Here is a 24,980-nt window from a genome sequence, read left to right as displayed (position 1 = left end):
GAGGTGGCCGTGCACGAACCGCGCCGGCGCCGGAACCCAGCGACCTCTCGCGTGAGGCTGCCGCGAAAGACTGGACCAATGTCACCCCATCCACCATGATGACGCCGCCATGACAACACAGCCGTCGGGATGGTGACCGTGCGCGGATCCTTGGTGAGGGCGACTCTCGCCGCCGTACTCCTCCTCGTCCCGCCGGCCTCCCTGCCCGAGGCCGCGGCCGAGCAGCAGCCGGCCGCCGCCGAGGCCGTCGTCCCGCCCGCCGCCACGGCCGACGCGGAGGACTGGACGCCGCCGCTGAGCACGCGGGGGCGCTGGATCGTCGACGCGGACGGCGACCGCTTCAAGCTGCGGTCCGGCAACTGGCATGGCGCCAGCGGCACTTGGAGCGGCTCGGGCGACCAGGCCGACGACGCGAGCCACCACGCCGGCGAGAACTCCGGCCGGATACCGCTCGGCCTGGACCGCGCCTCAGTGGCCGAGATCATCGCCGGGTTCCGCGAGATCGGGATCAACAGCGTCCGGCTCCCCTTCTCCAACGAGATGGTCCACGACAGCCGTCCCGTCACGGACGAATCCGTCACCGCCAACCCCTCGTTGCGCGGCAGGACGCCGCTGGAGGTGTACGACGTGGTCGTGCGCGACCTCACGGCCGCCGGCCTCGCCGTGATCCTCAACAACCACACCAACACCACGCGTTGGTGCTGCGGAGTCGACGGCAACGAACGCTGGAACGCGAGCCAGTCCACCGGGACCTGGGAGAACGACTGGCTGTTCATGGCCCGTCGCTACCGGGACAACCCGCGCGTCGTCGGCGCCGACCTCTACAACGAGGTGCGCCGCAACGTCTGGGACGACCCCAACTGGGGCCTCGGGGACGACCACGACTGGTTCGCCGCCTCCCAGCGCGTCGGTGACCGCATTCTGGCGGAGGCCAACCCGAACCTGCTGATCGTCGTCGAGGGCATCAACTGGACCGGCATCCCCGTCGACGGCCTGCCGCACGAGCGCCCCACCCTGGAGCCCGCCCGCCGCCTGTCGCACACCCTCATCGACTCCGGCAAGCTGGTGTACTCCGCCCACTTCTACGACTACACCGGCCCGAACCACAGCGGCGCCACCGGAACGGGCGAGACCAGCGACCCCCGCTACCGCGACCTGAGTCCCGCCGAACTGATCGCGGTGCTCGATCGCCAGGCCTTCTTCGTGGCCGCCGAGCAGGACCAGCACTTCACCGCCCCCGTCTGGATCAGCGAGTTCGGCGTCGGGGGCCGCGACGAGACCGGGCAGAAACCGCGGGCCTGGTTCGAGAACTTCGTGGACCAACTGATCCGCACCGACGCCGACTTCGCCTACTGGCCGCTCGTCGGCCGGCACCAGGACCGCAAGGGCAACGGCTGGGCACTGCTGCACTGGGATGCCGAAGGCCGCCGTATGGGCGTGTACGACGGCGACGACTGGCGGGCCGCCGCCTGGACGAGGCTCGTCGAGGCCGACGGCCGCACCGGGCCGGTGGCACCGGTCGCCGACTGGTCCATGCTGAGCCCCGACCACGGCGACTTCGTCCGGTCGCGGCGGATGCGGGCCCTGCCCGACTGGGATTCCGGCGCCCGCAAGGCCGCCTGCCCCGACGGACAGCGGTTGCTCGGCCTCGGCCACACGGGCAACCGGGGACTGTGCTCGGACGTGACCGCCGGCGCCCTGTGGGACCCGGCCGGCGGACACGAGGTGGTCGTGGACGAGCGGCATGTCGCGGCGGGACGGGACTGGGCGTCCGGTTACACCAAACTCCAGTGCGCCGAGGGGCAGTTCCTGATCGGCTACAGCGTCCGGGGCGCGGCCGTGTCCGCCGCCCTGTGCGCCACCGCCCCGGCCGGGAGACTCGGCGCGAGTGGCCGTACGGTCTGGTTCGACCGGGGCGACAACCGGGGGCCGGCCGCCAAGGGCGGCGACTTCGCGCAGGGGCACTACAAGGGCCAGTGCGCGGACGACGAGTACGCGGCCGGCATCGCCTACACCGGCCGGGTGGGGTCGGCCCGGACGCCCGACGCGCTGTACTGCCGCAAACTGGGCTGACCGCCGCAGCCGGGGGATGCTGGAACCCGGATGCGGATCACCTGTGCTCTTGCCGTGCTCACCGCCGCGAACCTGCTGAACAACTGGCTCGCGCGGAGCCCAGCCATGTACGTGGTCATCTGCGTGATCGCGACGGCCGTGCTGCTGATGATCGCCCGCTGGGACGGTCTCACCCCGGCCGACCTGGGGCTCGACGCGGCGGGGGTGCGCCGGGGACTGCGGTGGGCTCCCGTCCTGGTGGCGATCGTCCTGCTGGTCCTGCTGGTCCTCCTCGCCGTCCCGGCCGGGCGGGAGGCCTTCCGGGACGGCAGGGCGGCGGACCTGTCCCTCGGGCGGATGCTGTCGGGAGCGCTGGTGCGGGTGCCCTTCGGGACCGTGCTGCTGGAGGAGACCGCCTTCCGGGGCGTGCTGTGGGCCATGATCCGGCGTCGGCACGGCACGGCGTGGGCCACGAGCGTGTCGTCGCTGCTGTTCGGCGTGTGGCACCTGATGCCGTCCCGTGGCATCAACCGCTCCAACGCCGCCGTCGGGTCCGTCTTCGGGGACGGCCAGGCCGGTGTGGCACCGACGGTGGCCGCGGCGATCGTCGCCACGGCCGTCGCCGGGGTCGTCCTGTGCGAGCTGCGCCGCCGCTCCGGCAGTCTGCTGGCGCCGATGACCCTGCACTGGGCGGTCAACGGCTTCGGTTACGCGTTTGCCTGGGGCGCGGCCCGCTGGTGGCTCGACGGCTGAACGGTCAGAAGTTGATCATGTGTCCGGCGAGGCCGTGCACCGCCTCCTTGACCGCCTCGCCGAGCGTCGGGTGCGCGTGGACGTTGCGGGCGACCTCGTGGGCGGTGAGGTCCCACTGCTGGGCCAGGGTCAGTTCGGGCAGCAGCTCGGTGACCTCCGGGCCGATGAGGTGGCCGCCGAGCAGTTCGCCGTACTTGGCGTCGCTGATCAGTTTCACGAAGCCGGTCGCGTCGCCGAGGCCGTGCGCCTTGCCGTTCGCGGTGAAGGGGAACTTGGCCACCTTCACGTCGTGGCCGAGCTCGCGGGCCTGCGCCTCGGTGTAGCCGAAGCTGGCGATCTGCGGCTGGCAGAAGGTGGCCCGCGGGATCATCACATAGTTCAGCTCCATCGTCTCGGCGTCCGCGATGGTCTCGGCGGCGACGATGCCCATGGCCTCGGCGGCGTGCGCGAGCATCAGCTTCGCCGTGACGTCGCCGATGGCGAAGATGTGCGGGACGGACGTACGGCAGCGCCCGTCGACGTCGATCGCGCCGCGCTCGGTGACGGTCACGCCGGTCTTGTCCAGGCCGTAGCCCTCGATGTTCGGCTGGAAGCCGATCGCCTGCAGCACCTTGTCGGCCTCCAGGACCTGCTGGCTGCCGTCCTTGCCGGTGACCGTGACGCGCACCTGCTCGCCGGACTCGTCGATGGCGTCGACGCGGGTGGAGGTCAGGACGTCGATGCCCAACTTGCGGTACTGCTTGGCGAGTTCGGCGGAGACCTCGGCGTCCTCCAGCGGGGCCATCCGGTCCAGGAACTCGACGATCGTGACCTTCACGCCGTAGTTGTGCAGTACATAGGCGAACTCGACGCCGATCGCGCCGGCACCCGCGATGATGATCGACTGCGGCAACTCCTCGGCCAGGATCTGCTCCTCGAACGTCACCACACGCGCACTGCGCCGGGTGCCGGGCAGCATCTTGGGCGCGGCACCGGTGGCGATGATGCACTGCTCGAAGCCGATGGTGCGGGTCTCGCCGTCGTAACCGGCCACCTGGAGGGTGTGCGGGTCGAGGAAAGTGCCGCGGCCGTCGATCTCGGTGATCTTGTTCTTCTTCATCAGGTAGTGGACGCCTTTGACCCGGCCGTCGGCGACCTTGCGGCTGCGCCGGAACGCCTCGCCGAAGTCGAAGGAGAGCGTGCCGTCCACCTTGATGCCGAAGGTCTTCGCCTCGCGCGTGAAGATGTGCGCGAGTTCGGCGTTGCGCAGCAGGGCCTTGCTGGGGATACAGCCCACGTTCAGGCAGACGCCGCCCCAGTACTTCTCCTCCACGACCGCCACCCGCTTGCCCAGCTGGGCGGCGCGGATCGCGGCGACGTAGCCGCCGGGACCCGCTCCGAGGACCACGACATCGAAGCGCTCGTCCTGCTCGACCATGGAGAGTTCCTTCCTGAGTACGACGTCCTGCTCTGCTGGTGCCGGCCCTCGCCGGGCGAGGGCGTACGGCTTCTTCCAGCATGACCGCATCCACGGGGTTGTGTGGTGATGCGGGAGGGTGACGACGATCTCAGGTGAGGTGCGCTCGGGCGGTCAGGTCAGTTCCCCGGCATGGTCAGCCGACGCACAGGAGGTTGAGCACGCACAGCTGCGCCGGCGAGGTCGCTTCCGGTGCGGGGTTCGTCGGTGACGTGGAGGTGCCCGAGTCGGAGCCCTCGGTCGGCGTCGGGGTCGGCGCCTGCTGCTCGGCCTCGGTGCCGCCGCTGTCGCTGCTGCCGCCGGAGTTCCCTCGGCCGGGAGTCGTGGCGGCGGACTGCGACTGCGACTGCGACTGCGGGGCCGACGTCGCCGTGGCACTCGGAGTGGCGGCCGCGTCCGGTCGGGTGAAGTCCCGCGTGGTGCGCGGGGCCGTGACGGACTCCCGGGCGGCGTTGGTCGGGGACGGCTTCGACGTGGCCGTGTCGGTGCGCGGGGCGTCGGGGGTGTCCGGCGGAGTGGACGCCGGGCGGGTGAGCTCCGTGTGCTGCTGCTCCGGGAGACCCACGTTCGGGCGTTCCGGCGCGGTGGCCGCCTGGGCCTTGTCGCCGGCCCCGCGGTCCAGCGCCGAGACGGTCAGGCCGCCGCCGACCAGGGCGACGGCGGTCGCGACCACGGCCCGGCGCTGGTTCTTCTTCCAGCGGGCCCGCTGCCGACGCCGTGCCGCCCGGCCCTCGGGGACGGCCGGTACGCCGTCCACGGCACCGGACGGGGCTACGGGCGCCGTCACCGGGTCGGCGGACGGCGCCGCCTCGTCACGGAAGTAGCCGTCGTACCAGGTGTCGACCGCAGGGTTCTTCCGCGTCACCGCGCCCGGCGCCGCCGACACGGTGCGCCCCCCTGTCGTCGAGGGAGCGATGTCCGGGGCATAGGCGCCGCATCCGGGGCACACGAGGGCCCCGTTGAGATGCCGGCGGCACGAGGAGCAGTAGTCCATCTGCGGTCTTCCTGGGTTGACTGCGCCATCGGCTCTGCTCGGCCGCGGCCTGGTCACGTCTGCACGTGGGGTCGAACGGCCAGAACGCTAACGATCCTTTCAAAAGGCTGTGTGCATCCCGAGTGATACTCCTGCGCAGATCTTTCACGAAGTGTGTGTGTACCGTGACCTGCTCAGAGGTCACAGCACCCCTCGCGACGCATCTGGCGGCTCACCTCCAGCCAGTCGTCCGTCACCCGGCGCTCGGTGGCGGTGGCGGTGGCGAAGGCGTCCACCAGGTCCGCCTGCTCGTAGAGGACGCCGCCGCGCAGGGCCGCCACCGTGCGGATCAGGGTGGCGAAGTCGGTGAACGGGTCGCCGTCCACGACGGTGAGGTCGGCGAGCTTGCCCTCCTCCACGGTGCCCAGGTCGGCGTCGGCGCCGAAGACACGCGCGGGCAGCAGGGTCGCGGTGCGCAGCGCCTCCGCCGGTGACATGCCGGCGTTGTGCAGGGCGCGCAGGGCGAGGTGCAGATGCAGGCCGACCGGGACGATGGGTTGGTCGGTGCCGAGCGCGATCAGGCCACCGCCCGCGAGGACGCGCCGGTAGATGTCCATCTCCCGCCCCAGCGTGGCCAGTTGGGCTTCGCTGGGCGGCTGCCCGGCCTGTTGTCGGACCAGCGCCGTGTCCCAGGGCGGCATGAGGGCGGTGACGCGCGGGTCGTCCGCGAGCGCGGAGTCCGCGCCCAGCAGGGCGAGTGCCGTGAACGGCGTGGCGACGAGGTGGAAGTCGGTCGCGGTGTAGATCTCCTCGACGTCCTCGTGAGCCCGACCCCCGGCGGACGTCGCGTGGCCGAACTCCAGCCGCTGGGTCGCCTGCAAATGCGTCGTCAGGTCCTGGCCCAGCTGCACACCGGGGCTGCACAGATGACTTCCGCTGCGCACCCCCAGCCGCTCGTGGCCGAAGTCCGCGGCCTCCTTCATCACCCACCCTGGAGCCCGTACGTACGTCTTCACGAAGTCCCAGTCCAGCGCGGCACCCCGGGCCAGCGACCGGTGCAGCCCCTCGCGGGTGCGGTGGGCGCGGCCCATGCTGTAGGCGACGCGCGCCCCGTCGAGCAGCTCACCGGTGGTCAGCAGCCGGGGCCCGGCGAGGACGCCGGCGGCGACCGCCTCCCGGATGCGGGCCTGTTCGTAGGCGAAGCCGCCCAGCGAGACGGCCGTCGTGATGCCGTATGCGAGTTGCAGCGCGGTCTGACGGCCGCCGTACGTGGTCTGCCAGGGGTGGGTGTGCGCGTCCCACAGACCGGGGATCACGGTGCGGTCGCTCGCGTCGACGCGGCGTTCGGCCTGGCGGCCGGCGCGGTGCGGGGACACCTCCGCGACACGGCCGTCGCGGATCACGACGTCGACGTTCTCGCGGAGGTCCGTTCCGGTTCCGTCCCAGAGGCGGCCCGCGTGCACGACGCTGTCCGCCGGACGCGGTCTGCGGTAGTCGAGCGGGACGCGGACGGTACGGGTCTTACCGCTGCGGATGTCGGTCAGGCGCAGGGTGCCGGCGGAAAGGTGGAGCAGGGTGCGGGCGTCGGCGGACCAGGACGGGTGGTCGGCCGGTTCGGTGGTGAGCCGGCGCGGTTCGCCGTCCGGGGTGCCGTCGGCGCGGACCGGCAGCAGCCACAGCGCCGACTCCGCCACCACGGCCATCCAGCGGCCGTCCGGGGACCAGACGGGGCCGGAGTCGTACCGGTCGGAGAGCGAGGTGTGCGGGGCGAGGGCGTGCAGTTCCGCCGTGCCGGTGGTCGTGTCGACGACGCGGATGAGGTTGTAGCCCTCGCGGAACCGCTGGTTGAGGCGGTTGCGGTCGCACAGCGCCACATACCGGCCGTCCGGCGACCAGCTGGGGCGGCCGGGCAGCCCACCCGCTCCGAGCGGGGCGGCGAGGACGCGTTCGGCCCCTTCGGGCAGGTCGCGCACGACGAGGTTGCCGGACATGTCCAGGCAGGCCAGCCGCGTCCCGTCGGGTGAGAGCGCGGGGAAGACGCGACCGCCCTCCGCGAGGACGGTCTCCTCGCCGGAGCCGAGGTCCCGGCGCCGTACGGCGAACAGTCCGTCACGGTCGTCGGCGTACACCAGCGCCGTGCCGTCGGGCGTCCAGGCCGGCGCCAGCACATAGCGGGTGGCGGAGACTTGCAGGACCTTGCGGGGTGCGCGACCGCCGGTCGTCCGGGCGGTCCACAGCGCGTTGAGCGCAGCGAAGGCGACGCTACGGCCGTCCGGCGACAGGGCGGGCAGGTGCAGCGCGCGGACGGGACGGGCGCCGGCGCCCTCGAAGTCGTACGCCTTGCCCCGGTAGCGGGGCCGGTCCACCGGCAGCGTGGCGGTGAACGGGATCTCCTCGCCGTCGCCCGGCGCGTCCGGGTCGACCAGGCGGAAGTGTCCGTCGACGTTGAGGAGCAGTCGGTCGGCGTCCGTCCAGCGGGGCGGGGCGGGAAGGACGTCGCCCTGTACGGCGACCGGCGTGCCGTCCACGACGAGGGTGCAGGACGCGGCGGGCGCTGCCGTGGTGCGCAGGTGGGCGAGGCGCCCGGTGGGCGACACGGCGGGGGTCATGAGCTGGGCGCCGGAGTCGTCGGTGTGCTCGGTGGTGACCGGGCCCGTGCCGTCGGCGGCCACCGCGGCGATCGTGGTCGCGCGGAGGGTGCCGGTCTCGGATACGACGGCCCGCACGAACAGCACTCGTTGCCCGTCGGGCGACCAGGTGGGGTCGAAGTCCTCCCAGCGGGCGTCCTGCCCGGAGCCCCGCTGGTCGGGCCGCCCGGTGAGCCGGGTCAGCCTGCCGGTGCGCACGTCCACGGTCCAGATGCGGTACGGAGAGCCGGTCACGGTGTCGCCGCCGCGCTCGGAGGCGAACGCGATCCGGGTGCCGTCCGGCGACCAGGCCGGGCCCCGGTCGTCCCACGGCCCGTCGGTGAGCTGCCGCAGCCCGGTGCCGTCGGGCCGCAGTGTCCAGAGGTGGAAGCCGCCGCCGCGGTAGGCGCAGACGACGAGGCGGCTGCCGTCGGGCGAGAACTGCGGGCGGGTGGGTTCGAGGCCGGGCGGCGTGAGCGGGACGGCGGTGCCGCCCTTCCGCGGGATGGACCAGAGCACGTTCTGCACCTCGGCGACCAGGCGGTCACCGGACGGGGCGAGGGTCGCGGAGCCACCCGTGGCGGTGGTGAAGGAGAGGGTGGTCGCGGCGGAGGATGCGGCCAAGGCGGGTGTACTCACAGTGGGAAGGGCAGGACCGGTGACGGCTGCGGTGGCGGTTGCGGTGGCCTGGAGGAATCTGCGGCGCGAGAGCGGGCCGAGGCGGAGTGCGGCTGCGGTGTCTTCGGGGTCCAAGAGAGCTCCCAGGGCGCGGAGTTGGAGTGCCGGACAGGAGAGACCACTGGTGGCAACGTACGGGGCGAATCCCGGTTACGGGTCTGACCCGGCGTTTCCCGGCCGTTTCCGGCCACCCGAGGCGCCCGTTTCGGCTGGACCAGGAAGAGCAGTTGGACGGCGACGAGTACGTCGATGACTCCGCACCATTCGGCGGACGTACGCGAGACGACCTTGTCGAGCCGCAGGTGCACGAAGTCCCGGACGCCGTGGCAGAACCAGCCGGCCGCCACCAGGTACCGGCCCAGGTCCGGATCCACCGCCGGCCCCGCCGGCGCCGGCCCGCAGAAGACGACGGCACCCACGGCCTGCACCCCGAACGTGGCCCGCCCGTGGGGACTCCCGCGGAGGGCGCGCCGCCCGCACCGGCGCCTCGATCGCCGAGATCGCCGACGCCGTCCACCTGGCCCCCGGCACGGTCCGCAACTACCTCTCCGCGGCCATGGCCAAGCTGGGCACCCCCACCCGCCATGCGGCCGCGCACCGCGCCTGGGAACAGGGCTGGATCTGACCCTGCAACCCTGGCGGGGCTTCACGGCGCTCCTGGCGCCCGCTTTCTCGGTACCGCGACAGTGCCGGATGCGGCGGCCGCGAGGAGGCGGCGGAAGGTGGGGCATTCCATGTGAGTCGGAGCGGGGCAGGCCGCGGCGTGCCGCAGGGAGTCCCGCAGGACGCCCAGTTCACGGATCCTTGTGTCCAGTTCCTCCGCCTTGGCCGAGAGCGTCTGCCGGTCGATACGCGGCTGCCCGTCCGGCGTGAACATGCGTGCGATCTCGTCGAGCGAGAACCCGGCGGTGCGCCCCAGCGCGATCAGCGCCAGGCGTTCCAGTACGCCAGAATCGTACTGTCGGCGCAGGCCACGCCTGCCGGTCGAGGCGATCAGCCCCTTTTCCTCGTAGAACCGCAGCGTGGAGGCGGGAACCCCGGCGCGCTGCGCCACCTCGGCGATGTCCAGGTCCGTCATCCGCTTGACCTCAAGTCGACTTGAAGTAGCACGCTGTCACCCCGACCCGATGAACGCAAGCACTGGGAGGCGACCATGAACGTCAGGCGCGGGACCGATGACGAACAGGCGGCCCGTTGGAGCGGGGCCAGTGGCAACGCCTGGGTCGACACGCAGGCGTTGCTGGACGACATGCTCCGGCCGTTCGAAGAGCTGCTCATCGGGGCGATGCCCGCCGGACAGGCCGGGCAGGTGCTCGACGTCGGCTGCGGTACCGGTGGCACGACGGTGGCCGTGGCGCGGCTGCTCGGTCCGGCGGGTAGCTGCGTCGGCATCGACATTTCCGAACCGATGATCACCGCCGCACGGGCGCGCGCCGAGCGGGAGGGCACGCCGGTGTCCTTCATCCAGGCCGACGCGCAGGAGCATGCCTTCGAACCCGCCGCCTTCGACGCCGTCATCTCCCGCTTCGGCGTCATGTTCTTCAACGACCCCGTCCGGGCCTTCGCGAACCTGCGGGGCGCCGCCAAGGACGGGGCCGCGCTCCGGTGCGTGGTCTGGCGCGGCCCCGCCGAGAATCCGTTCATGACGACGGCCGAGCGCGCCGCGGCGCCGCTCCTGGCGAACCTCCCCGCGCGCCGGCCGGACGAGCCGGGGCAGTTCGCCTTCGCCGACTCGGACCGGCTCCAGCGCGTCCTGACGGAGAGCGGATGGGCCGGGATCGACATCCGGCCGGTCGACGTGCCCTGCACGCTGCCCGAGCGGGAGCTGGTCCGGTACTTCACCCGCCTCGGTCCGGTCGGCCAGGTGCTGCACGAGGCGGACGACCAGACCCGCGCAAGGGTCGTCGAGACCGTTCGCGCCGCCTTCGACAGCTTTGTGCAGGGCACGGAGGTCCGTTTCACGTCGGCCTGTTGGATGGTCAGCGCCACGGCGGCATCCCCGTCGACCTCGCCTGCGTCGCCTGCCTCGCCTGCCTCGCCGTAACGAAACTTTCGCAGAATCCGTCGACTCTTTCCGAGGGGCAGAAGCCCGGCGCATAGTGATGTCGCTGGTCTCCGGCCTCACGAAGGGACGAGATGACGCGGAAGAAGGCCCTGGTGGTCCGGGGCGGCTGGGAGGGGCACGACCCGGTCCGGGCCACGGAGTTGTTCCTGCCGTTCCTGCGGAGCCACGGATACTCCGTCCGGATCGAGGAGTCGACCGAGGTCTACGCCGACGCCGCCGAGATGGCCGGCACCGATCTCGTCGTGCAGTGCGTCACGATGTCGCAGATCAGCGCCGAGCAGCTGGCCGGACTGGGCGCGGCGGTCGTGGCCGGCACGGGCTTCACCGGCTGGCACGGCGGCATCGCCGACTCGTTCCGCGCCTCCTCCGACTATCTCCATCTGGTGGGTGGGCAGTTCGCGACCCATCCGGGCAAGGAGCCGTGTGAGCGCCGGGGAGTTCAGGAGGACAACTACCTGCCGCACGTCGTCACCATCACGGAGCTGGGCCGCGACCACCCCGTCACGGCCGGCATCGAGGACTTCGAACTGCACACCGAGCAGTACTGGGTGCTCCACGACGACCTGATCGACGTCCTGGCCACCACCACCCACCCCGCCCGGCCGTGGCAGCCGTGGCAACGCCCCGTCACCTCGCCGGCGATCTGGACCCGGCAATGGGGTGCCGGGCGCGTCCTGGTGACGACTCCGGGGCACAGCCTCGACGTGCTGGAGGACCCGAACGTCCGCACCGTCATCGAGAGGGGCATGCTGTGGGCGACGCGCACCGCGTCGGCGTCGTAGGACTCGGCGTCATCTTCCGCGCTTACCTGGACACACTCGTCGGCCATCCGGCCGTGCGGGTCACCGCGGTCGCCGACCTCGACGCCTCCCGGTCGGCTGCGGTCGCCGCCGAGGTCCCCGGCGTCGAGGCGCTGACCGTCGAGGAGTTGCTGAGCAGCCCGGACGTCGACACGGTGCTCAACCTCACCGTCCCCGCGGCGCACGCCGAGATCGCCCTCGGCGCCATCGGCCACGGGAAGAACGTCTACGGAGAGAAACCGCTGGCCGCCGACCTGGCCGAGGCGCACGCCGTGATGGCGGCCGCCGCAAAGGCGGGGGTCGGTGTGGGGTGCGCGCCGGACACCGTCCTCGGCACCGGCATCCAGACGGCGCGCGCGGCCGTGGCGGCGGGCAGCATCGGACGCCCTCAGTTCGCCACGGCCGTCATGATCACGCCGGGGCACGAACGCTGGCATCCCCACCCCGACTTCTACTACACGGCCGGGGGCGGCCCCCTGCTGGACATGGGGCCGTACTACCTCTCGTCCCTGATCCATCTGCTGGGTCCGGTGCGTGCCGTGATCGGGGCGGCCGGCCGGCTGCGTGCCGAGCGCGTCATCGGGTCGGGCCCACGCGCGGGCGAGCGGATCCCGGTGGAGGTGGACAGTCATGTCTCCGGTGTACTGGAGCACGTCGGCGGGACCCTTACGACGATCACGACGAGCTTCGACGGCGTGGCCACCACCGCCACGCCGATCGAGGTCCACGGCGAGACGGCGACCCTCTCGGTTCCGGACCCGAACCGCTTCGACGGCGATGTGCGGCTCTTCGAACTCGGCGACACCCAGTGGCGCACCCTCCCGCCCTCGGCCGGTTACGCCGACGGCGCCCGGGGCGTCGGTCTGCTCGACTTCATCGCCGGGGACGGGCAGCGGGCGCCCCGCGCGAACGGCGAGATCGCCCTGCACGTGCTGGAGACGATGAGCGCCCTGCTCCGTTCGTCGGCCGAGGGGCGCCGCATCGAGCTGACCACCTCGGCGGAGCCTCCGGTTCCTGTTCCCCTGACGGCCGCGGAGGAATGGAAGGGGGCGAAGAGGGACGCCGGCTGAACCGGGTCGCGGTGCCCGGGGAGGGGTCAGTCCACGGGCCAGGTGTGCGCGGCGGCGTTGAGATGCATGTAGTCCATGTACGCCGTGGTCATCTGCCGCAGGGCCTCCCTCCGGTCGGAGACACCGGCCTTCTCCAGTTGGTGCACCGTCTCCGCCTGCCACAGGGCGCCGTTGCGTGCGGTGATGCAGCGCTGCTCGACGATGCCCAGCAGGGGTTCGCGCCACGCCGCGTCCAGGCCTGCCAGTTCGAGGCCACGATGGGCCAGGGGCAGCAGGCGTCGCAACACCAGTTCCACGACCGGCACTTCGCCGATGCCGGGCCAGTACAGGCGGGCGTCGATGCCGTCGCGGGCCGCGGTGTGGAGGTTCTCCTCGGCGACCGCGAACGACATCCGCGTCCAGATCGGCCGGTCCTCGTCGACGAGGGCGCGGGTCAGGCCGTAGTAGAAGGCGCCGTTGGCGATGATGTCGGCCACCGTGGGCCCGGCCGGCAGGACCCGGTTCTCGATGCGCAGATGCGGACCGCTGTCGGTGACGGCGTAGATCGGGCGGTTCCAGCGGTAGATCGTGCCGTTGTGCAGCGTGAGTTCGCCCAGTTCCGGCGCACCGCCGTGGTTGAGGGCGTGCTGCGGGTCCTCGTCGTCGCACAGCGGCAGGAGCGCCGGGAAGTAGCGCACGTTCTCCTCGAACAGGTCGAAGACGCTGGTGATCCAGCGCTCCCCGAACCACACCCGGGGCCGCACGCCCTGGGCCTTGATCTCCTGCGGGCGGGTGTCGGTGGCCTGCTCGAACAGCGGGATACGGGTCTCGCGCCACAGCTCCCGGCCGAAGAGGTACGGCGAGTTCGCCGCCAGCGCGATCTGCACGCCAGCGACGGCCTGGGCCGCGTTCCAGTAGGCCGCGAACTCCTTCGGTGCGACCTGAAGGTGGAACTGGGTGCTGGTGCAGGCGGCTTCGGGGGTGATGGTGTCGGCGTAGGTCGCCAGGCGCTCCACACCGTCCACCGTGATCCGCAGGTCCTCGCCGCGAGCCGCGAAGATCTGCTCGTTGAGCAACTGGTACCGCGGATCGCCGGACAGGGCCCGCCCGCCCACGTCCGTCTCCCCCAGCGTCGGCAGAATGCCGATCATGATCAGGTGGGCGCCCACGGCCGAGGCGCGGTCCTCCGCGTGGTTGAGCGCGTCACGGATCGCCTGCTCCCAGGCGCCGGGGCCACCGGCGGTCAGCTCCCTGGGCGGAATGTTGATCTCCAGATTGAAGCGGCCCAGCTCGCTCGACCAGGCGGGGTCGGCGATCGCCTGGAGCACGTCGGTGTTGCGCATCGCCGGCAGCCCGTCGTCGTCCACCAGGTTGAGCTCGATCTCCAGCCCGACCTGGGGCCGCTCGCTCTCGAAGGTCGACTCGCGCAGCATCTGCGCCAGCACATCGAGGCAGGTGTGCATCTTCTCCCGGTACCGACGGCGATCCTCCCGTGTGAACACCAGGGCCGGCACGTCACGTCCCATGCGCCCTCCCGAGTCCCCTCGGCGGATACCTCTGGTCATAGCGTCGCACTTCGGGCGGCAGCGGGACAGTCAGGGCACCGACCCGGTCCGGCCCGTCTCCCGGTTCCTCCCTTGTCGTCACCCCCGATTCCCCCTTGTCGTCACCCTCGGCCCCGCTTAGCCTGAGTTTGTGCCGCAAATAAACAAAGCCCGATCGCACAACGCCGTGCCGGGCACCCCGCAGGACCTCTCCCGCCTCCGCATCGCCCTGACCACGTTCTTTGCCCTGGACGGCTTCCTGTTCGCCGGCTGGGTCGTCCGCATCCCCGCCATCAAGGAGCAGACCGGCGCGTCGGCCAGCGACCTCGGCCTGGCCCTCCTCGGCGTCTCCGCCGGTGCCGTGCTCACCATGACGCTCACCGGTCGGCTCTGCCGCCGTTTCGGCACCCACGAGGTCACCGTGGTCTGCGCCGTCCTGCTCTCCCTCAGCGTGGCGCTGCCTCCGCTCACGCACTCGACGCTCGCGCTCGGCGCCGTCCTGTTGATCTTCGGGGCCGCCTACGGCGGAATCAACGTCGCATTCAACAGCGCCGCCGTGGACCTGGTCGCCGCCCTGCGCCGACCCATCATGCCCAGCTTCCACGCGGCCTTCAGCCTCGGCGGCATGGTCGGCGCGGGCCTCGGCGGGCTGGTCGCCGGGAGCCTCTCGCCGACCCGGCATCTGCTGAGCCTCGCCGTCATCGGGCTGCTGGTGACGGCCGTGGCGGGACGTACGCTGCTGCGCCAAGAGCCGCCGACGGCCGCTAGCCCCTCACGCCCCGCGAAGGACACCCCGCGCCGCCTGGATTCCAGGACGCGCGGACTGGTGATCGTCTTCGGCCTGATCGCCCTGTGCACGGCCTACGGCGAGGGCGCCATGGCCGACTGGGGCGCCCTCCACCTCGAACAGGACCTGGACGCAACACCCGGCGTCGCCGCCATCGGCTACTCCTGCTTCGCCCTGGCCATGACCATCGGCCGGCTCTCCGGTACGGCCCTCCTCGAACGGCTCGGCCACGGCCGTACCGTCGTCGCGGGCGGCGCCACCGCGGTGGCCGGGATGCTCCTCGGCTCGCTCGCGCCCTCTCTGTGGGCGGCGCTGCTCGGATTCGCGGTGACCGGGCTCGGTCTCGCCAACCTCTTCCCCGTCGCCGTCGAGCGCGCGGGCACCCTCGCAGGACCGAGCGGAGTCGCGACCGCCTCCACCCTCGGCTACGGCGGCATGCTCCTCGGACCACCCGCCATAGGCTTCATGGCGGACTGGTTCTCCCTGCCGGTCGCCCTCACCAGCGTCGCCGTACTGGCGGCGATCGCCACGCTCATCGGCGTCGCGACCCGGCGTACGACGCCCAACTGACCGAGCCCGTACGCCCTCCCCGGACCCGGACGTTGTCCGGCCCGTGCCCCGGCCCCATGCTGACCGGATGGCACGCCTTCACGACCTCGTCCTCGACTGTGCCCACCCGGCCGCGACGGCCCGCTTCTGGGCCGCAGCCCTCGACGGTTACTACGTCGCCCCGTACGACGACGCCGAGCTGGCGCGGCTGCGGGCGCAAGGCATCTCGGGCCCGGAGGACGATCCGACGGTGCTCGTCGAACCCCGTGGCGGCGGCCCTCGGCTGTGGTGTCAGCTCGTCCCGGAGCCCAAGCGCGTGAAGAACCGCCTCCACCTGGACCTGGTCTCCACCGACCCGGAGGCCGAGCTCGGCCGGCTCGCCGCCCTCGGCGCGACGGTCCAGGACCGCCACGAGGACCACTGGGTCCTTGCCGACCCCGAGGGGAACGAGTTCTGCCTGTTTCCCAGCCCGTCCTGAACGCCCCTCAGACCCGCGCAAGCTCCGCCGCCCCGAACGACACGTCGAAGCGGTCGCACCAGATGCTGACGCTGCTGTAGCGGGACAGGTCGACGTCCTGCGGCACCACGTAGTTCTGGCTGCCCTTGTTGCCCTTGAGCTTGCCGAGGCTGATGTGCGCGCCGTCGTCGAAGACGCGCCAGCCGGCCGTGCCCTCCTTCACGGGCGCGTCCGTCAGCAGCACCCGCAGGTCCGGCCCGTTGCTGGTCTCCAGCTTCTCCAACCGCACGACATGGGAGCCGTCGGCCAGCCGTACGAGCTTCACCGTGCCCGACGTCGCGTGCTCATGGCTGATCAGCTCACCGTCGGCCAGCGTCTCGGGGCCGGGCGCCGAAGAGGCCGCCCCCTCCGGGGAGGTCGCCCCGGTGGAGGAGGTCGCTCCCGCCGGGGTCTGCGCCGCCGCGGGCAGGGCCTCCTCCACGGTCCGGTCCTGCCACAGCTTCCACGGCTGGAACCAGTACAGCCCGAAGCCGCCCACGGCCACGGTCAGCACCAGGACCCCGATGCCCCACGGCCCGAACAGCTTCCTCCGCACCCGTCCCATAACCGCCTCGCTTCCCGAGAGTCATCCGTCGACCGTCCGTCGACGTCCATTCAACGGAACTCGAGGCCCGCCGTGCATACCGAGGGTGATGACGAAACCCTTACGTCCCGACGTCCCGACGTCCCGACGCCCCGACGCCCCGCCGCCAGGACGGCCGGCGCTCCGTCCGGCACACTCGCCCCATGGAAACCGCCGACTTCGTCCGAACCCTGGACCGCGAGGGTCAGCTGCTGGCAGCGGCAGCCGAGGAGGCCGGGTCCGAGGCCGAGGTGCCGACCTGTCCGGACTGGCAGGTGCGGGATCTGCTGCGGCACACAGGCATGGTGCACCGCTGGGCGGCGGCGTTCGTGGCCGAGGGTCACACCTGCGCGCACCCCGACGGCGGCCTGCCCGACCTCGACGGCGCCGCGCTGCTGGCCTGGTTCCGGGAGGGGCACCGCCACCTGGTCGACACACTGGCCGGCGCCCCGGCCGACGTGCAGTGCTGGCAGTTCCTGCCCGCTCCGTCGCCCCTCGCGTTCTGGGCCCGCAGACAGGCGCACGAGACGACCGTGCACCGCTTCGACGCGGAGACGGCACGCGGCGGCACCCCGAGCGGGATCCACCCCGACTTCGCGGCGGACGGCATCGACGAGTTGCTGCTGGCCTTCCACGCCCGGCGCAGGAGCCGGGTCCGCAGCGCCGAACCCCGGGTGCTGCGGGTGCGGGCGACGGACACGGACGGCGCGGTGTGGACCGTACGGCTGTCGCAGGAACCGCCGGTGGCCGTGCGCGGCGATACCGCAGGGGCCGACTGCGAGATCTCCGGTCGGGTCGCACAGCTGTACGTGGCGCTGTGGAACCGGTTGCCGTTCCCGCACGTGACGGGCGACGCCGCCGTCGCCCGGCTGTGGCGGGAGAACTCGGCCGTCACCTGGAGCTGAACGGCGTCACCGCGCGCCTCAACCCGGGCCGCACGCAGGTCAGTTCGCCAGCATCCTCGTCAGCACCGCGCGCTGTACCGGCAGCACTTCGCCGTGCAGCGTGCGCCCTTTCGCCGTGAGGGCCACCCGCACACCCCGGCGGTCCTCCGCGCACATGCCGCGCTCGACGAGTCCGTCCTTCTCCAGCCGGGCGATCAGCCGCGACAGGGCACTCTGGCTCAGATGGACGCGCTCGGAGATCTCCTGGACGCGGTACGAACAGGCGCCGTCCGCCAGCACGTCCAGGACCTCGAAGTCGCTGGCGCACAGGCCGTGTTGGTGCAGCGCACGGTCGAGTTCGCACTGGGTACGCGCGTGCAGCGCCAGGATGTCCCGCCACTGGTCCACGAGCGCCCGCTCGGCCTTCGTCGCCGCCATGGCCGCACCGTAGCAGAAATCGCGTTTTGTTGCACGCGAATTAAATGCGCTTGCATTCGATGCATGCGCATGTAGTGTCTCGGCCATGACCTCTCCGCTCATCACCCCCGCGTCCGACGGACGTTGGACCCCCCGGCTGTGGGGCACCTTGCTGGTGCTGTGCGCCGCGATGTTCCTGGACGCACTCGACGTGTCGATGGTCGGCGTCGCCCTGCCGTCCATCGGCGCCGACCTGGGCCTGTCGACCTCGACCCTGCAATGGATCGTCAGCGGTTACATCCTCGGCTACGGCGGCCTGCTCCTCCTCGGCGGACGGGCCGCCGACCTGCTGGGCCGACGCCAGGTCTTCCTGGTGGCCCTCGCCGTCTTCGCGCTGGCCTCCCTGCTCGGCGGGCTCGTCGACTCGGGCCCGCTGCTGATCGCAAGCCGCTTCATCAAGGGCCTGGCCGCCGCCTTCACCGCACCGGCCGGCCTGTCCATCATCACCACGACGTTCGCCGAGGGCCCCGTACGCAACCGGGCACTGGCGATCTACACCACCTGCGGTGCCACCGGCTACTCGATGGGCCTGGTCTTCTCCGGCCTGCTCACCGAGGCCAGTTGGCGCCTGACCATGCTGCTCCCGGCGCCCGTCGCGCTGATCGCCCTGGCCGTCGGCCTGAAGCTGCTGCCGCGCACCGAGCGCGAGAAGACCACCGGCGGCTATGACATCCCGGGTGCCGTCCTCGGTACCGCCTCGATGCTGCTGCTCGTCTTCACCGTCGTCGAAGCGCCGGAAGCGGGCTGGGGCTCGGCGCGCACGGTCCTGTCCTTCGTCGCCGTCGTCGTCCTGCTGACGGCCTTCGTCCGCGTCGAGCGGCGCAGCCCGAGCCCGCTGATCCGGCTCGGCGTCCTGCGCTCCGGGGCCCAAGTACGGGCACAACTGGGTGCGTTGACGTTCGTCGGCAGCTACATCGGCTTCCAGTTCCTGGTCACGCTCTACATGCAGGAGCTGCTCGGCTGGTCGGCGCTGCACACGGCTCTGGCGTTCCTGCCGGCGGGCGCGCTCGTGGCGCTGTCGGCGACGAAGGTCGGTGCGATCATCGACCGGTTCGGCACGGCACGGCTGATCGCGATCGGCTTCGCCCTGATGGTCGCCGGCTATGTCCTGTTCCTGCGCATCGACCTCGACCCGGTCTACGCGGCGGTGATCCTGCCCACCATGCTGCTGGTCGGCTCGGCCTTCGCGCTGACCTTCCCCTCGCTGAACGTCCAGGCCACGAACGGCGTCGACGAACACGAGCAGGGCATGGTCTCGGGCCTGCTGAACACCTCGGTCCAGGTGGGCGGCGCGCTCTTCCTTGCCGTGGTGACGGCGGTGCTGACCGCGAACACGCCCGAGGAGTCCGCCTCCCCGCAGGCCCACCTCGACAGCTACATGCCGGCGCTGGTCGTGATCACGGGCATCGCGGTCGTGGGTCTGCTGATCGCCCTCACCGGACTGCGCACGCGCCGCGAGCCGCGGACCGTCGTGGTCGCCAAGTCCACGTCCCGGGAGGCGGAACGTGTCACCGTACGCGACTAGGCGTCCCGTGAGGATCACGTGACGGAGGACCACACACCGAACCACGCCTCGGCACCGTACTCCTCGAACCGCTCCACCTCGGTGAACCCCAGCTTGGCCGCGAGGCGCATCGAGCGGTCGTTGGCGGTCCGGGTGCAGAGCACGACCGGCTCGCCGGGAAGCGCTCCGGCGAACCAGGCGAGTGCCGCCGAGCACGCCTCCGCTGCGTACCCGAATCCCCACGCCTCCGGCAGGAACAGATAGCCGAGTTCGGCCTCTTCGGCCTCCGCAAGGACATGCCCCGGCCGCTCTGCGTCGCGCCGATCGAGTGTGATCATGCCGATCATCGCTCCGTCGAGATCGATCACGAACAGGCCGGGGCGCCGCCCGGGCACCTCGGGCACCGCGCGTTCGAGATCGTCACGCGGGCGAGGGCCACCGGTGTAGGTGCCCACCTCCGGCGAGGCGAACAGCTCGATGAACGCCGCTCGGTCCCGGGCTTCGGACGCGCGGAGCACGAGCCGCTCGGTCCTGATCGGGGCAGGTGGCCAGGCCACTGGTCCGAGCTCGGTCATGGCGGGCAACGTATCGCACGCCCGTGAGAGTGCTCCGGGAGAGACGGTCGAGGGAAGCCTCCTGGCCTCCTCGCGTGCGCCCGGCGGCGCCCCCTTGCTCCGCCGGGCGCACGCCTGTGAAACTCCCTGTATGGCCATGTATGGGGGACGGCGCAGTCAGGCCGAGCGGGACGCGATCACCGTCGAGATCGGATACGCCCTGTGCAGTGCGGCGTTCGCGGCGGCCTTGCTGTTCGGGGCCGTGGCCGGACCGGCGTTCGCCTTCGACGTGTCGGCCGGGACGCGCGGCACACTCGTCGCGGCGGGGGCGACCGCGGCCGCGGTGCTGTTCGTCGCCCGCGTCGTCAGCGTGCTGGTCCGCTTCGGGCAGCGGAAGGCCGCCGGGGGCGAAGGCAGTCAGCCCAGCCAGCCCGGCCGTACCAACCCGGACTCGTAGGCCAGCACCACGAGTTGGGCCCGGTCGCGGGCGCCGAGCTTCACCATCGTGCGGCTGACGTGGGTCTTCGCGGTGAGCGGGCTGACCACCAGGCGCCGGGCGATCTCCTCGTTGGACAGTCCGATGCCGACCAGCGCCATCACCTCCCGCTCGCGCTCGGTGAGTTCGGCGAGGGCGTCGGCGGCAGCGGGCTCCTTGGAGCGGGCGGCGAACTCGGCGATGAGGCGGCGGGTCACCCCCGGCGACAGCAGCGCGTCACCCTCGACCACCGCCCTTACGGCGCGCAGGAGTTCGTCGGGCTCGGTGTCCTTGACCAGGAAGCCGGAGGCACCCGAGCGGATGGCCTCGAAGACGTACTCGTCGAGTTCGAAGGTGGTGAGCATGACCACCTTGACGCCCGTGAGGTCGCCGTCGTCGGTGACCCGGCGGGTGGCGGCGAGGCCGTCGAGGAGCGGCATGCGGATGTCCATCAGGACGACGTCGGGCCGCAGTTCGCGCACCTTGCGCACCGCCTCCTCGCCGTCGGACGCCTCCCCCGCCACCTCGATGTCGGGCTGCGCGTCCAGCAGCGCGCGGAAGCCGGCCCGCACCAGTGACTGGTCGTCGGCGAGCAGTACGCGGATCACCGGTCCTCCTTGACGTGGTTGCTCGGTTCGCCTGCGGGAGCCTTCAACGGCAGTACGGCAAGCACCCGGAACCCGCCGTCGGCACGCGGGCCCGCCTCGATCGTGCCACCGAGGGCGGCCGCCCGCTCCCGCATTCCGGCGAGTCCGTTGCCGCTGCCGCCCGCGTCGGTGCCGGTCGCGGGACCGTCGTCGTCGATGCGCAGCCGTAGCGTCGTCCTGTCGGAGGGATCGAGACGCACGCGTGCGTGCCGTGATTCCGAGTGGCGTACGACGTTGGTGAGGGCCTCCTGGATGATCCGGAAGGCGGCGAGGTCCGTGCCGGGTGCCAGGCGGGGCGGCTCGCCCTCGACCTCGACGGTGAGGCCCGCGCTCGCTGCCTGCTCCACGAGTTCGGGCAGCCGGTCGAGGCCGGGGGCCGGGGCGCGGGGCGCGTCGCCGGGGGTGCGCAGGGTGTCGAGGACCTGGCGGACCTCGCCGAGCGCCTCCTTGCTCTTGTCCTTGATGGTGGTGAGGGCCGTACGCGCCTGCTCGGGGTCGGTGTCGAGGAGGGCGAGCCCCACGCCCGCCTGCACGTTGATCACGGAGATGCTGTGCGCGAGGACGTCGTGCAGTTCGCGGGCGATCCGCAGCCGCTCCTCGTCGGCCCGCCGCCGCGCCGCCTGCGCCCGCTCGGCCCGCTCCCGCACCCACTGCTCGCGTCGTGTTCTGGCCAGCTCCGACACCGCCACGATCGCCGCCACCCAGGCGGCGATCACGCCCTCCTGTCCCCAGGGTGCGGCCGTGTCACCGGAGGGCGGCAGCCACTGGTACAGCCAGTGGGCGACCAGGGCGTGCCCGATCCACAGCACGCCGACCGCCGCCCATGCGGCCTTGCGGTGTCCGGTGACGATGGCGTTGAAGCAGGCCACGGCGACGGCCAGGAAGACCGGGCCGTACGGGTATCCGGCGCCGAGGTAGAGCGTGGCGGCGACCGCCGTCCCGAAGACCACGGCCACCGGGTACCGCTTGCGCCACAGCAGCAGGGCGGACGCCACGAACAGCAGGACGCGCGCGAAGGGGTCGAGCGGGGCCCGGTCGTCCAACTGCCCCTCGGCCGCGAAGTTCGAGCCGGCCATCACGAAGACCGTGATCAGCAGCGTGGAGCGCCAGGGCCAGCGATGGGCGTGCTCCTCGTCCTCCCAGCGGTTCCACCACGGCGGCCCCTGCCGCCACCACATCGGCGGACCGCCGCCCCGGCGTACCTGCTGCTCATCCATGTCCGCCACGCTAGACGCGATGACCGCCGGGCGGCGTCACCCCGGCGTGGTGATCACGGATACTCCCCGCGAAGTACGCCCTCCCCTCCTTCCTCGGCGGCTCACGCCAGGCCGACGTCCTGGGCGAGCCGGCCCACCGCGTGCCGGAAGAACGTCTCGCGGTCCTCCACGACCCGGTGGAACTGCCCGAACAGCTCGAACCCGACGAGCCCGAACAGCTGGGCCCAGGCGGCGATCAGGGCCGCGACCGTCGCCGGGGGGAGATCAGGGGCCAGGTCGGCGGCCATGCGCTCGGCCTCGGGGCGCAGCTCGGCGGACAGGGGCGGTTCGGTGAGGCCGGAGTCCTGGTGGGCGTCGCGGAGGATGCCGATGAAGAGGAGGCCGACGCGGGAGGCGGGCGGGACCGTGGTGTCGGGCGCGGTGTAGCCGGGCACGGGCGAGCCGTAGATCAGCGCGTACTCGTGCGGATGCCGCAGCGCCCAGTCGCGTACGGCCTCCGCGACCGCCGTCCAACGCCCCACGGGCCCGGCGTCGGCGGCCTTGCCGTGCGCCCGCTCCGCGCACTCGCCGAGGGAGTCGTAGGCGTCGATGATGAGAGCGGTCAGCAGGTCGTCCCGGCTGGGGAAGTACCGGTAGAGCGCGGAGGAGACCATGCCGAGTTCGCGGGCCACTGCGCGCAGCGAGAGCTTCGCGGCGCCCTCGGCCGCGAGCTGTCTGCGCGCCTCGTCCTTGATGGCCGCCGTGACTTCCAGCCTGGCTCGGGCACGTGCGCCCTGTGTGGTGCTGCTCATGTGAGCCAGTCTCCCACGATTCACGGAGCAGTGCACATATTCGAGAGCACTGCTCTTGCTCTGGATCGGCAGCCTCGTGCACACTGCTCTCAAGCGAGAGCACCGCTCTCGCAACTCCAGATCACTCTCCAGATCACACTCCGGGAGTCACCATGTCGTCGCCGTACTACGTCAAGGGCAGCCCGCTGAACGTCCGCTTCAACAGCGTCGTCGGCTGGCTGGCCCGGCACGGGTTCAGCATCGCGGGCACGGCGGAGATGTCCGTGCGCGGGCGCAAGAGCGGCACCATGCAGCGCATCCCGGTCAACCCGCACACGTACGAGGGCACGCAGTACCTCGTGTCGGCCCGCGGCCACTCCCAGTGGGTGCGCAACATGCGCGCCGCCGGCGGCGGGGAACTGCGCGTGGGGCGCAAGCTGCGCCAGTTCTCCGCGGTGGAGATTCCCGACGAGATGAAGCTCCCGATCCTGCGGACCTACCTGGAGAAGTGGGGCTGGGAGGTCAACCAGTACTTCGACGGGGTCACCGCGAAGTCCTCCGATGCGGAGATCATCGCGGCCGCCCCGGACCATCCCGTCTTCCGGATCGCCGTCGAGAAGTGACCCGGGAAGTGACCGGGGCGTCGTACGGAAGTGCCCCGGTCGTCGTCACGCAGTGACCCGGATCGTCGTCAGGACGTGGCCTCGTCGGCCGCCGGAGCCGGCGCCGCAGACGCAGTCGCGTCCGGCGCCTGACGGTTGTCCAGCGCGGTCAGGGCGCGCTGGGCCATGGGGTGGCCACGGACCATCTCACCCAGTGACGTGGCACCGCGGGTGATGTCCATGAACGCCTTCCAGGCCGGCCGGAAACCGGTCAGCGCCATGTGGAAGAGCCCGGGACGGCGCTCGAACGCCGTCAGCAGCCGCTTGCCGACACTCATCTCGACGCCGAGTCCCGCCTTGATCGCGAAGGCGTAGTTCAGGGCCTGGCGCCGGGTGTCCACCGCGTCGTGCGCCTCGGAGATCCGCACCGCCCACTCCCCCGCGAGTCGCCCCGACCGCAGCGCGAACGAGATTCCCTCGCGCGTCCACGGCTCCAGCAGGCCCGCCGCGTCACCGCACACCAGCACCCGCCCGCGCGACAGCGGCGAGTCGTCGGCGCGGCAACGCGTCAAGTGACCCGAGGAGATGCTCGGTTCGAACCCGGCGAGCCCGAGCCGCCCGATGAACTCCTCCAAGTACCGCTTGGTCGCGGCGCCTTCACCGCGCGCCGAGATCACCCCGACCGTGAGCGTGTCGCCCTTGGGGAACACCCAGCCGTAACTGCCGGGAATCGGCCCCCAGTCGAGGAGCACCCTCCCCTGCCAGTCCTCGGCGACCGTCTCCGGCACCGGGATCTCCGCCTCCAGGCCGAGGTCCACCTGGTCCAGCTTCACCCCGACGTGGGCTCCTATCCGGCTGGCGCTGCCGTCCGCGCCGACGACGGCCCGCGCGAGCAGCGTCTCGCCGCCTTGCAGGACCACTGCGACGCTGCGCCGGTCCGGCACCGCCGATCCGTGCTGCTCGACGCGCTGCACGGTCACACCCGTACGCACCTCGGCGCCCGCCTTCTGCGCGTGCTCGACCAGTTGCTGGTCGAACTCGGGCCGGTTGATCAGCCCGAACAGCATGTGCTTGGAGCGGCGGGTGCGGGTGAAGCGGCCGTTGTTGGAGAACGTGACCGCGTGCACCCGGTCGCGGAGGGGCAGCTCGAAGCCGGGTGGGAGTGAGTCGCGCGAGGGGCCGATGATGCCGCCGCCGCATGTCTTGTAGCGCGGCAGATCCGCTTTCTCCAGCACCAGCACGCTCCGCCCGGCGACGGCCGCCGCATAAGCGGCCGAGGCCCCCGCAGGTCCCGCGCCCACCACGACGACGTCCCACACCTGCTGCACGTCGTCCGCCGAAGAGTTCTCGCTGCTCACGATGGTCTACTGCTCCCGATCAAGCCGCCTACGCCTGCTGTCCCCCGCATCCTACGGCGGGCATCGCCGCAGGCCGCTGT

At 71.8% G+C, this 24,980-nt stretch carries 24 protein-coding genes and 1 pseudogene; 12 read left to right on the top strand and 13 right to left on the bottom strand.

Annotated features, from left to right (window positions below; genetic code table 11):
• Positions 1 to 129 precede the first annotated feature (129 nt).
• On the top strand, positions 130 to 2,073 hold the full coding sequence (locus OG331_RS43090; protein ID WP_406207433.1) for a glycoside hydrolase family 5 protein: 1,944 nt from the start codon (positions 130 to 132) through the stop codon (positions 2,071 to 2,073).
• Between the two features lie 30 nt (positions 2,074 to 2,103).
• Positions 2,104 to 2,805: a CPBP family intramembrane glutamic endopeptidase gene (locus OG331_RS43085; protein WP_406207430.1), complete on the top strand. Its 702-nt coding sequence runs from the start codon at positions 2,104 to 2,106 to the stop codon at positions 2,803 to 2,805.
• A 4-nt stretch (positions 2,806 to 2,809) separates the two neighbouring features.
• Here OG331_RS43085 and lpdA read toward each other — a convergent pair whose 3' ends face one another.
• From lpdA to OG331_RS43065, 4 genes are all read right to left on the bottom strand, one after another.
• Complete coding sequence (gene lpdA, locus OG331_RS43080; RefSeq protein ID WP_406210693.1) at positions 2,810 to 4,222, bottom strand: dihydrolipoyl dehydrogenase; 1,413 nt, start codon at positions 4,220 to 4,222, stop codon at positions 2,810 to 2,812.
• A 175-nt stretch (positions 4,223 to 4,397) separates the two neighbouring features.
• Entirely contained in the window at positions 4,398 to 5,255 is an 858-nt protein-coding gene (locus OG331_RS43075) for a hypothetical protein (RefSeq protein ID WP_406207427.1), read from the bottom strand.
• A 173-nt stretch (positions 5,256 to 5,428) separates the two neighbouring features.
• Positions 5,429 to 8,614, bottom strand: a complete 3,186-nt coding sequence (locus tag OG331_RS43070; protein WP_406207424.1) for an amidohydrolase family protein — start codon at positions 8,612 to 8,614, stop codon at positions 5,429 to 5,431.
• Positions 8,497 to 8,958, bottom strand: a complete 462-nt coding sequence (locus OG331_RS43065; protein WP_406210944.1) for a hypothetical protein — start codon at positions 8,956 to 8,958, stop codon at positions 8,497 to 8,499. Before OG331_RS43065 ends, OG331_RS43070 begins: the two co-directional genes overlap by 118 nt.
• A gap of 47 nt (positions 8,959 to 9,005) precedes the next feature.
• Here OG331_RS43065 and OG331_RS43060 point away from each other — a divergent pair.
• Positions 9,006 to 9,164 (top strand): annotated as a pseudogene (locus OG331_RS43060) (response regulator transcription factor); the annotation flags it as partial.
• 21 nt (positions 9,165 to 9,185) lie between these two features.
• Here the strand turns inward: OG331_RS43060 and OG331_RS43055 are convergent.
• Positions 9,186 to 9,617: a helix-turn-helix domain-containing protein gene (locus tag OG331_RS43055; RefSeq protein ID WP_406207421.1), complete on the bottom strand. Its 432-nt coding sequence runs from the start codon at positions 9,615 to 9,617 to the stop codon at positions 9,186 to 9,188.
• A gap of 75 nt (positions 9,618 to 9,692) precedes the next feature.
• Here OG331_RS43055 and OG331_RS43050 point away from each other — a divergent pair, with 75 nt between their 5' ends.
• The 3 genes from OG331_RS43050 (at position 9,693) to OG331_RS43040 (ending at position 12,474) form a co-directional block, all read left to right on the top strand.
• Positions 9,693 to 10,583, top strand: coding sequence for a class I SAM-dependent methyltransferase (locus OG331_RS43050; RefSeq protein WP_406207419.1), 891 nt, complete (start codon positions 9,693 to 9,695; stop codon positions 10,581 to 10,583).
• A 92-nt stretch (positions 10,584 to 10,675) separates the two neighbouring features.
• Positions 10,676 to 11,386 carry a ThuA domain-containing protein gene (locus tag OG331_RS43045; protein WP_406207416.1) on the top strand — a complete coding sequence of 237 codons (711 nt, stop codon included), beginning with the start codon at positions 10,676 to 10,678 and terminating at the stop codon, positions 11,384 to 11,386.
• Positions 11,356 to 12,474 (top strand): Gfo/Idh/MocA family protein, encoded by a 1,119-nt coding sequence (locus tag OG331_RS43040; protein WP_406207413.1) that lies wholly within the window; start codon positions 11,356 to 11,358, stop codon positions 12,472 to 12,474. Before OG331_RS43045 ends, OG331_RS43040 begins: the two co-directional genes overlap by 31 nt.
• A 26-nt stretch (positions 12,475 to 12,500) precedes the next feature.
• On the opposite strand, the gene OG331_RS43035 is transcribed toward OG331_RS43040, so the two are convergent.
• Positions 12,501 to 13,979, bottom strand: coding sequence for a glutamate--cysteine ligase (locus OG331_RS43035; protein WP_406207410.1), 1,479 nt, complete (start codon positions 13,977 to 13,979; stop codon positions 12,501 to 12,503).
• 205 nt (positions 13,980 to 14,184) lie between these two features.
• On the opposite strand from OG331_RS43035, the gene OG331_RS43030 reads away from it, so the two are divergent.
• A complete protein-coding gene (locus OG331_RS43030) occupies positions 14,185 to 15,354 on the top strand; it encodes an MFS transporter (RefSeq protein ID WP_406210690.1) in 1,170 nt (389 codons plus the stop codon).
• A gap of 67 nt (positions 15,355 to 15,421) precedes the next feature.
• Complete coding sequence (locus OG331_RS43025) at positions 15,422 to 15,811, top strand: VOC family protein (protein ID WP_406207408.1); 390 nt, start codon at positions 15,422 to 15,424, stop codon at positions 15,809 to 15,811.
• Between the two features lie 7 nt (positions 15,812 to 15,818).
• On the opposite strand, the gene OG331_RS43020 is transcribed toward OG331_RS43025, so the two are convergent.
• A complete protein-coding gene (locus OG331_RS43020) occupies positions 15,819 to 16,394 on the bottom strand; it encodes a DM13 domain-containing protein (RefSeq protein WP_406207405.1) in 576 nt (191 codons plus the stop codon).
• A gap of 182 nt (positions 16,395 to 16,576) precedes the next feature.
• Here OG331_RS43020 and OG331_RS43015 point away from each other — a divergent pair, with 182 nt between their 5' ends.
• A complete protein-coding gene (locus OG331_RS43015; protein ID WP_406207402.1) occupies positions 16,577 to 17,317 on the top strand; it encodes a maleylpyruvate isomerase family mycothiol-dependent enzyme in 741 nt (246 codons plus the stop codon).
• Positions 17,318 to 17,356: 39 nt separating this feature from the next.
• Here OG331_RS43015 and OG331_RS43010 read toward each other — a convergent pair whose 3' ends face one another.
• Positions 17,357 to 17,734, bottom strand: a complete 378-nt coding sequence (locus tag OG331_RS43010) for a MarR family transcriptional regulator (RefSeq protein WP_328429485.1) — start codon at positions 17,732 to 17,734, stop codon at positions 17,357 to 17,359.
• Between the two features lie 85 nt (positions 17,735 to 17,819).
• Here OG331_RS43010 and OG331_RS43005 point away from each other — a divergent pair, with 85 nt between their 5' ends.
• Entirely contained in the window at positions 17,820 to 19,298 is a 1,479-nt protein-coding gene (locus tag OG331_RS43005) for an MFS transporter (protein WP_406207399.1), read from the top strand.
• Positions 19,299 to 19,312: 14 nt separating this feature from the next.
• On the opposite strand, the gene OG331_RS43000 is transcribed toward OG331_RS43005, so the two are convergent.
• Entirely contained in the window at positions 19,313 to 19,852 is a 540-nt protein-coding gene (locus OG331_RS43000; RefSeq protein ID WP_406207396.1) for a GNAT family N-acetyltransferase, read from the bottom strand.
• A 130-nt stretch (positions 19,853 to 19,982) separates the two neighbouring features.
• Here OG331_RS43000 and OG331_RS42995 point away from each other — a divergent pair, with 130 nt between their 5' ends.
• The gene (locus OG331_RS42995) at positions 19,983 to 20,288 is read left to right on the top strand and encodes a DUF6332 family protein (RefSeq protein WP_406207393.1); all 306 of its coding nucleotides are present in this window, start codon (positions 19,983 to 19,985) and stop codon (positions 20,286 to 20,288) included.
• Here the strand turns inward: OG331_RS42995 and OG331_RS42990 are convergent.
• The 3 genes from OG331_RS42990 to OG331_RS42980 form a co-directional block, all read right to left on the bottom strand.
• Positions 20,249 to 20,914 (bottom strand): response regulator transcription factor, encoded by a 666-nt coding sequence (locus OG331_RS42990; protein ID WP_328883422.1) that lies wholly within the window; start codon positions 20,912 to 20,914, stop codon positions 20,249 to 20,251. The genes OG331_RS42995 and OG331_RS42990 overlap by 40 nt on opposite strands.
• Positions 20,911 to 22,170 carry a sensor histidine kinase gene (locus OG331_RS42985; protein WP_406207389.1) on the bottom strand — a complete coding sequence of 420 codons (1,260 nt, stop codon included), beginning with the start codon at positions 22,168 to 22,170 and terminating at the stop codon, positions 20,911 to 20,913. The genes OG331_RS42990 and OG331_RS42985 overlap by 4 nt, the downstream gene beginning before the upstream one ends.
• 101 nt (positions 22,171 to 22,271) lie before the next feature.
• Positions 22,272 to 22,961 (bottom strand): TetR/AcrR family transcriptional regulator, encoded by a 690-nt coding sequence (locus tag OG331_RS42980; protein ID WP_406207387.1) that lies wholly within the window; start codon positions 22,959 to 22,961, stop codon positions 22,272 to 22,274.
• Positions 22,962 to 23,113: 152 nt separating this feature from the next.
• Between OG331_RS42980 and OG331_RS42975 the strand changes: the two genes are divergently transcribed.
• On the top strand, positions 23,114 to 23,563 hold the full coding sequence (locus tag OG331_RS42975) for a nitroreductase/quinone reductase family protein (RefSeq protein ID WP_406207384.1): 450 nt from the start codon (positions 23,114 to 23,116) through the stop codon (positions 23,561 to 23,563).
• A 68-nt stretch (positions 23,564 to 23,631) separates the two neighbouring features.
• Here the strand turns inward: OG331_RS42975 and OG331_RS42970 are convergent, their stop codons facing one another.
• Entirely contained in the window at positions 23,632 to 24,900 is a 1,269-nt protein-coding gene (locus OG331_RS42970; RefSeq protein WP_406207382.1) for a geranylgeranyl reductase family protein, read from the bottom strand.
• Between the last annotated feature and the right edge of the window lie 80 nt (positions 24,901 to 24,980).

It is taken from the genome of Streptomyces sp. NBC_01017, from assembly GCF_045162795.1.
GTDB lineage: Bacteria > Actinomycetota > Actinomycetes > Streptomycetales > Streptomycetaceae > Streptomyces > Streptomyces machairae.
The sequence above is the reverse complement of the archived record's forward strand: the minus strand, read 5'-3'. Positions and strand labels throughout refer to the sequence as shown.